The following is a 7833-nucleotide window of genomic DNA, read 5'->3' on the forward strand; positions in this document are numbered from 1 at the left end:
GACAGACGCCACCCGCCACGGCGTCGTCGTCGGCGGGCGGGTGGTGGGTGTCGTCGTCGGCGGACGGGTCGTCGGCGTGGCGGTCGGCCCGCCCAGCCGATCCGCGACCAGGATGCCCCGGCCGTTCGTGCCCAGGTAGACCCGGCCGTAGATCCTCGGGTCACCGGTCAGCGCCTCACCCATGTTGCCGTACTGGTGCTGGTCGTCGTTGATCCGGACCCATGTTCCGCCCGCGTTGTCCGACCGGTACAACCCACGTACGCCGTCGACCGTCCCGACCAGGAAGACCGCCGGGTACGTCTGCCCCGGTGCCGCCCGGCCGAAGCCGACGTTGACCGCGCTGCTCACGTTCGATGCCTTGGTGAAACTGGCACCGGAGTCGGTCGACCGGAACAGTCCGGTGTCCCCGGCCAACCAGATGTCGCCCTCGGTGCCGGCCGCCGCCTTGAACTTCGCACCCGTGCTCGGCAACCCGGTGGCTGCGGTGGCGGTGAAGCTCTGGCCGCCGTTGGTGCTGACGTAGAACCGACCAGCCGAGTATCCGTAGAACTTGTTCGGGTTCACCCGGTCGGACTCGATCACGGCGTTGGCCGGGATGCCGCTGGACTGGCTCCACGAGTTGCCGTACCCGACCGAGTAGACCACCTGCTGGCCCGGGTCGCCGGGGGCCCAGACGAACCGGCTGCCGTTGGCCGCCGTGGCGACCGTACCGCCGCTGTTGATCCCGCCCGGCTCCTGGCCCTGGAACCAGTTCGCCCCGCCGTCGGTGGAGAAGGCGACGTGGCTGTCGTTCGGCCGCTCGGAGTCGGTGAAGCTGCCGGTCCGGACCATGATGCTCGGATTCAGCTCGGCGAGGTCCAGGCTGGTGGTGCTGGTGAAGTACGGCTGCTGGAACATCATCGGCGGTACGGCGTCGAGGTCGGTGTGCCGGAAGCCGCCGATGTCGCCGAGTCCGCTGATCAGCGGCGCGCCCGTGGGCGGGCTGATCAGGTCCAGTACGGCGGTCTCCTCCAGTCCCCGGACCATCGGCCGGATGGTGAGCGTCCCGCCACTGTCCCAGTTGCGCAGGTTGGTGGTGCCGTAGATGGTGGCGCCGGTGCCGTACATCATCCGGTTGCCGTCGAACGGGTCGATCTCCAGGGACTCGTTCATCCAGCCCAGCTTCGGCGACTCCTCCGGCGGGGCGGGGTTCGCCCCGAGCGAGAGCCACGGCACCGTGCTGATGTCCATGGTGTAGCGCTTGGTGCGATTCGGGTACGCCGCGAAGTCCCAGATCCGGGTCCAGGTCGCGCCACCGTCGGTACTGCGGAAGAAGATCGCGTCCGGCCACCAGGAGATCTGGGTGGCCACCATGATCGTGTTCGGGTTCTGCCGGTCGATGGTCAGCCCGCTGTAGCCGTAGTAGGCGTCCGCGCTGCTGGACGGGACCGGGCTGATCTGGGTCCAGGCCCCGGTGGACCGGTTGAACTTCCAGACGTCGCCCTTGGCGCCGTCGTACGGGCCGCCGGTGTCGCTGGTGGCGATGTAGAGGAACCCGCCGACCGGGTCGACGACGCCCTTGTGCGCCAGGTAGCCGGTCGGCTGGCCTGCGATGTGCTCCCAGCTCGTACCGCCGTTGGTGCTGCGGTAGACCGGGTTGGCCTTGTCGGCGACCCCTACGTAGATGGTCTGGGTGGCGTTGCCGGCGCTGCCGGTGGACTTGTCGAAGCTCACCCAGGTGACGCCCTGGTTGCCGCTGAGGTAGCCGTTCGGGTCGGTCGGGTCCTGGGCGTAGTTGCCGGCGTTCGGAAAGTTCGTCACCTTGGCCCAGGTCGCCCCGTAGTCGGTGCTGCGCCAGAGTCCGTTTCCGCCCTCGGCACCGTAGTAGATCGTGCTGTTGCGGTTCGGATCGACCGCGAGTCGCTCACCCTGGCCCCGCCCCGGCATGTTGCCGCCGACCTTGAACGGCAACTGGTACGCCTGCCAGGTGTTGCCCCTGTCGGTGGAGCGGAGGATCGCGCCGTTGTTCGGGTCCCAGTCGTTGGTGTACATCCCGACGGCCGCGTACACCCGGTTGGTCTGCACCGGATCGGTGGCCATGCTGAGCACGCCGTTCCAGCCCCACCGGTCCCAGCCCACCCAGTCCAGCAGGGGGGTCCAGGACTGGCTGGACTGCTCCCAACGGTAGGCGCCGCCGATGTCGGTGCGGGCGTAGATCAGGTTCCGCTCGGTGGGGTTGAAGATGATGCCCGGAACGAAGCCGCCTCCGTCGATCCGGACGTTCCGCCACGAGTACGGCTCGGATGCGGCCGCCGAGGCCGGTGCGGCGGACGGGCTGACGGCGATCTGGGCCACCACGGCCACCGCGCCGGCGGCCAGTACGGCCGCGAGCGCACTGGCGAGACTTCTACGCATGTACGGCTCCCTGGGTCGAAGAGCTTGCGCCGGTCGGCATGCCTGGTGGAAACGGAACGGCACACCGGAGAGGACGACCACCCCGCGCGCGCCGAGCGTTCGGCAGGTGGTCACCGGGAACGGTGCGAGCCGTCCGGTCCGCCGGTCGCGTACGCGGACGTGAAAGGTTCCGATCAGGAGCTGCCCTGGGCTCCCGTGGCGTCGTCCTGGCTCCCTCGACGGCCTCGTGCAGACGTTCACACACGTCTGCGCTCGCTGTCAATAGTTGGGGGAGCAAACTAACCAGGCGTCGACGCTGTTCCCGCTCCATCGTGGACGTGCGGAGCGGGCACCGGGGCGTACGCGGGTAGCGGTCCCCCGCCGTGCGGATCGAACCGGTCGGCCAGGCGCCGCATCGGGCCCGGCGCCCACCAGTTCGCGCTGCCCGCCAGCCGCATCAGCGCCGGCACCAGAACCGCCCGGATGACCGTCGCGTCGACCAGGATCGCCAACGCCACGCCGACGCCGATCATCTGTAGGTACATGACCTCGCCCACCGCGTAGAGCGAGAACGACAGCGCCAGGATCGTCGCCGCCGCGGTGACCAGTGGGGCGCTGCGTTGCAGGCCCTCCAGCACCGCCCGGGTGTTGTCGCCGGTCGCCTCGTACCGCTCCCTGATCCGGGAGAGCATGAACACCTCGTAGTCCATCGACAGGCCGTAGGCCACGCAGAACATCAGGATCGGGAACGCGGGGTCGAGCGTGCCGATCGGGGTGAAGCCGAGCAGGCCCGCGAAGGTGCCGTCCTGGAAGACGTACACCAGGGCCCCGAACATCACCGAGAGGCTGAGCAGGTTGAGCACGGTGGCCTTGACCGGGATGAGCAGGCTCCCCGACATCAGGAACAGCACCACGAACGTGACGGCCAGAATGAGCCCGCCGACCAGCGGCACCCGGCTCGTCAGCGAGGTGCGGAAGTCGGTCAGCTCAGCGGGGTAGCCGCCCACCAGCACCTGGCCGAACGGCCCCGGCAGGGCTCGGACCTGGTCGACCAGCCGGGTGACGCCGGTACCGGAGAGCACCTCCCGGCTCGGGATCGCCTCCAGCCGGGTGCCGGTCGTGCTGGTGAGCCGGTCCGGGTCAGGCACCGGTCGGGCGGCCACACCGCCGGTGTAGACGCCCACGGCCGAATTGACCTGCACGATGCCCGGCAGCTGCGAGAGCCGGGCGGCGTAGTCGGCCAGTGCCTGCGGGTCGGTGTCCCGGCCGGTGGGCGCCACCACGTGGATGGCGTCGTTCGCCTCCTGGGCGAAGTTCGCACGCAGGTCGTCGGACGCCTGGCGACTGGAGGCGGTGGGCGGCAGCACCCGGTCGTCGGGCAGCCCTATCCGCAGGCCCAGAGCCGGCGCTCCGAGCACGCCGATCAGTACCAGACCGGCCGCCGCGAACAGCACCGGGCGGCGCATCACCGTCGAGGCGAACCGATACCAGAATCCCCGATCGCCCACGGCCGCGGCCGGGCGGCCCCGGGGCAGGGCGCGTCCGCCCAGCACGGCGAGTGCGGCAGGCAGGAGGATCAGCGCACCGAGCACCGCCATCACCACCACCAGTGTGCCGGCGTAGGCGAACGAGCGCAGGAACGGAAAGGGGAAGACCAGCAGCACGGAGAGCGAGGCCGCGACGGTCAGGCCGCTGAAGATCACGGTACGTCCGGCCGCGCGCACCGTGATCTGTACGGCGTCGGCCACGCTGGCGCCGGCGGTCAGCTCCTCGCGGAATCGGGCGATCACGAACAGGCTGTAGTCGACGCCGAGTCCCACCCCCATCACCAGGGTGATGTTGGCGGCGAAGGTGGACACCTCGGTCACGCCGGCCAGTAGGCGCAGGCCGGCGAGGGTGCCGAAGACGGCGAACAGCCCGACGCCGAGCGTGAGCAGGGCCAGCCGCACCCGCCGGTAGAGGGCGATCAGCAGGAGCGACATCAGCGGGATGATGAGCAGCTCCGCCCGGACGAAGTCCTGGGCCGCCTGCTCGCTGACCTGGCTGGATACCGCTTCCGCGCCGGCCACCTGGACCTCGACGGCGTCGGTCGACCGGGTGAAGGCGGGCAGCAGGTTCTCCCGGATCTCGGCGCGCGTAGTGGTCGCGTCGCCCTCGACGTACGCCAGGACGAGCGCGTGCCGCCGGTCGTCGCTGCGCAGCATCGGATCGGCGTCGTCGGACCAGTAGGACCAGACGTCGCCGACCATCGGTGCGGCGCCCAGTTCGTCGGCGAGCGCTCGTCCGGCCGTCGTGACCGCGGCGTCGTCCACCGTGCCGGACCTGGCCGTGACCAGCAGGATCAGGTTGGCGTTGCCGGTGCCGAAGTCGCGCTCCAGCACCGCCTGGGCGCGCACCGACTCGGTGCCGGGTGCCTCCCAGCGGCTGAGCACCAGCATGCCCATCGCACCGGCACCGACGGCGGCCAGAGCGAGGGTGACCAGCAGGCCGGTGATCAGCGTGAGTCGGCGACGCCGTACGAGGAAGCCGCCCAGCCGATGCAGTGGAGGCATGGTGAAGCCCGCTCTCTGCGCTCTGTTAGGGTCAAAACACGAGCGATTGCACGCGTTTCGAAAATACGAGCAGTTACTCGTATTAGTCAAGGGGTGCGAGTGTCTGATGCCCGTCCGGTGCGCCGGCAGGAACGTGGCCTGCGGCGGATCAACGAGATCCTCGACGCCGCCCTGGGCCTGTTCGCCGAGGTCGGCTTCGAGGCGACCTCCACCAATGCGATCGCCACCCGGGCCGGCATCTCGCCGGGCTCGCTCTACCAGTTCTTCGCCAACAAGGAGGCGATCGCCGAGGCGCTCTCGGTACGGCTGGTGGAGGCGCTGCGGGAGGCACACGCATCGGCGTTCGGCATGGCATCGGTCGCCGACATGCCGCTGGGCGACCTGCTCGACCGGATGCTCGACCCGCTGATCGCGTTCCGCGTGGCAAACCCGGGAGCCAAGGCGCTGTTCAACAACCCGGCCATGCCGGCCGGGCTGGCGGCGGCGACCCGGCCGCTCCAGGAGGCGGTGGTTGGCCGGGTCGCCTCGGTGCTGGCGGCGCGTTCACCGTCGCTGCCCGCGGCCGATCGGCAGCGCAGCGCGCTGGTCGGCGTGCAGATCGTGGCGGCGGTGATGCCGTCGATCGTGGCCGCCGAGGGGGCCGAGCGGGCGGCGTTGATCACCGAACTGAAGAAGGCCATGTACGGCTATTTCGCGCCGCTCGACAGCCCCGCCGAGCATCGGTAGAGGCCGATCCGCAGTCGGTCGACGGGGCGGTCGGGCGGAGCCTCAACCGAGCCGGAACACCACCGAGCCGGAGACCTCCTCGCGGGAGATGCCGAGCCCGTCCACCGGCCGGGTCAACACGTCCTGCCACGGCGTACCCGGCAGATACTCGGGTAGCACCACGACGGTACGGATGCCCAGCTCACGCAGATAGCGGACGCTGCCCTGGTCGGGGAAGGCGGCCGTGACGGCGTGGGTCCGGGCCTGGGACTCGGGGGTGAAGGCGGCCAGCCCGTTCACCATCTTCGGGAAGTTGTCGGTGGACCAGAGCATCACACTGAACTCCAGCGTTCCGCTGCTCGGCAACACCATCAGCGGTCCCTCGGCCGTACGCAGGGCCGCCGGCTGGGGCAGCACCGGCACGTGCGGAGTCCTGTTGACGCCCTCCAGAAGGATCAGGGCGAGCGGTACGAGCGCGAGGAGTCGTACCAGGGTCTTCCCGAAGTCGGTCGTCCGCTCGGTCTGCGCCTTCCGGTCGGCCTCCTCGACCTCCGGCGACGGCTGATACGCGGCCGGACGCAGCAACGGCACCGGCCCGTCCGGCGCCTCGTCCGCCGGCCGTGCCGGTCCGGCCGGGACCGTCTCCGTCACCACCGCACGCGACTGCGCCGCCGGGACCTCCGCAGGCGCCGCATCCGACCCGGCGTCGGACCCGGCCGCGCCGTCGGACCCGGCGGGCAGATCGGACCCGACGGCCGCATCGGACCCGGCGGGCAGATCGGACCCGACGGCCGCATCGGACCCGGCCGGCACATCGGGGTCGGCAGGCACATCGGGGTCGGCGGGCGCATCGGGGTCGGCAGGCGCATCGGGGTCGGCGGCCGGCGGGCGGGCGGTCATCGCGGTGAGCGCCCCGGCGGCCAGAATGCCGAGCAGCAGCGTCGTCCAGATCACCAGCCGGCCCGAGGTACGGATCGCGTCCCAGCCGGGAGCGTGCAGCACCAGGGTCGCGTACCCAGGGTCACCGTCGCCACCGAAGTTGGTGCCGCTGGCCAGTGCCACGCTGACCAGTACCCCCAGGCCGAGCAGCACCCGGTGCCGTAGCCGCCACACCGAGAAGAAGAGTCCGGCGAACGCGAGACCGACCAGCACCACCCCCGGCAGCAGGGTCATCTCGTTTGCGAAGCTGAGCCCCTCCCGGGCGGCGGCGTGCCGCTCGCCCCAGAGCCAGTTCTCCGGCGGTGCGGTCAGGAAGCCCCGCATCGGCGGCGAGAACTGCGCCACGTGCGCCAGCGTCCGCCGACCGGCCGGATGCAGGGCCACCACCTGCAGGTACGGCAACGCCATGAAGAGCGTGACCCCGGTGAACACCGCGCCACCGGCCAGGTCGGCGGTGAACAGCCGGCGCCCGAACACCGGACGGGTCCGACGACGCCACCAGGACCAGCCGAACCCGGCACCCGCCGCCAGGCAGACCAGCGCCAGGACGTAGCCGAACGGCAGCCCGATACCGAAGCCCAACGTCATCTGCCAGGCCGCCACCAGCCAGCCGGCAAAGGCCCAACCGGGACGCCGCCGGTCCGGCCGGTACCCGTGGCGCAGCGACCAGCCGTGTCCTCGGGCCAGCATCGCCAGGGCCAGGGCGATGCCACCGATCGACAGCACGTGCAGGTGGCCGGCCTGGGCCAGCTTCCACGGGGCGTACCCGAAGGCGACACCGGCCGCCGCGGCGCCGATCCGGCCCGCGCCGAGCTGCCGGACCAGGGCGTACGCCCCGACGAAGGCGAGTGCGTGCACCAGGACGTACAGGATGTTGTAGCGCACCACGCCCGCGACCGGGCCCTCGCCGATCATGCCCGCCGGGGCGTAACCGAGCAGGGTGTCGGAGTAGGCGTAGGTGTAGGGCTCCGGATAGAACGTGTTCGAATGCCACAGCTGAAGCGGATCGTGCAGCAGCCCGTGCCCACCCCAGGCGATCTGCCACGCCTGGAGGGTCGGGTCACCGGTGTCCTGGGGGATCGTCGAGGTGATGTCCCGCAGCGTCGGCCAGGTCAGCACCACTGCGAGCAGCAGCCCACCGAGTACGGCGAGCACCCACTCGTGCCTGACCAATCGGACGAGGGCCGCCCGGACCCGGAGTCCTGATCCGACCCGTCCGGTACCGGCCCCTCCGGTACCGGCCCGCCCCGTATCGGCTCCGTCC

Annotated in this window: 4 protein-coding genes; 1 reads left to right on the forward strand and 3 read right to left on the reverse strand. The window is 70.8% G+C overall.

The annotated features are described in order from the left end of the window. On the reverse strand, window positions 1-2394 hold a 2394-nt coding region (locus tag I0C86_RS26590; RefSeq protein WP_196204022.1), incomplete at its 3' end, for a WD40/YVTN/BNR-like repeat-containing protein. Between the two features lie 278 nt (window positions 2395-2672). Continuing rightward, window positions 2673-4925, reverse strand: a complete 2253-nt coding sequence (locus tag I0C86_RS26595) for an MMPL family transporter (RefSeq protein ID WP_196204023.1) — start codon at window positions 4923-4925, stop codon at window positions 2673-2675. 99 nt (window positions 4926-5024) lie between these two features. Between I0C86_RS26595 and I0C86_RS26600 the strand changes: the two genes are divergently transcribed. Beyond that, window positions 5025-5651, forward strand: a complete 627-nt coding sequence (locus I0C86_RS26600) for a TetR/AcrR family transcriptional regulator (RefSeq protein ID WP_323373862.1) — start codon at window positions 5025-5027, stop codon at window positions 5649-5651. A gap of 42 nt (window positions 5652-5693) precedes the next feature. Here the strand turns inward: I0C86_RS26600 and I0C86_RS45565 are convergent. Further along, window positions 5694-7833 (reverse strand): hypothetical protein (locus I0C86_RS45565; protein WP_230394841.1); only part of this gene is annotated, 2140 nt, incomplete at its 5' end.

The sequence above is a fragment of the Plantactinospora alkalitolerans genome, assembly GCF_015690345.1.
Lineage (GTDB): Bacteria > Actinomycetota > Actinomycetes > Mycobacteriales > Micromonosporaceae > Plantactinospora > Plantactinospora alkalitolerans.

Coding starts and splice junctions, on each gene's coding strand:
- I0C86_RS26595 (WP_196204023.1), bottom strand. CDS start 4,925: ATGCCTCCACTGCATCGGCTGGGCGGCTTCCTCGTACGGCGTCGCCGA.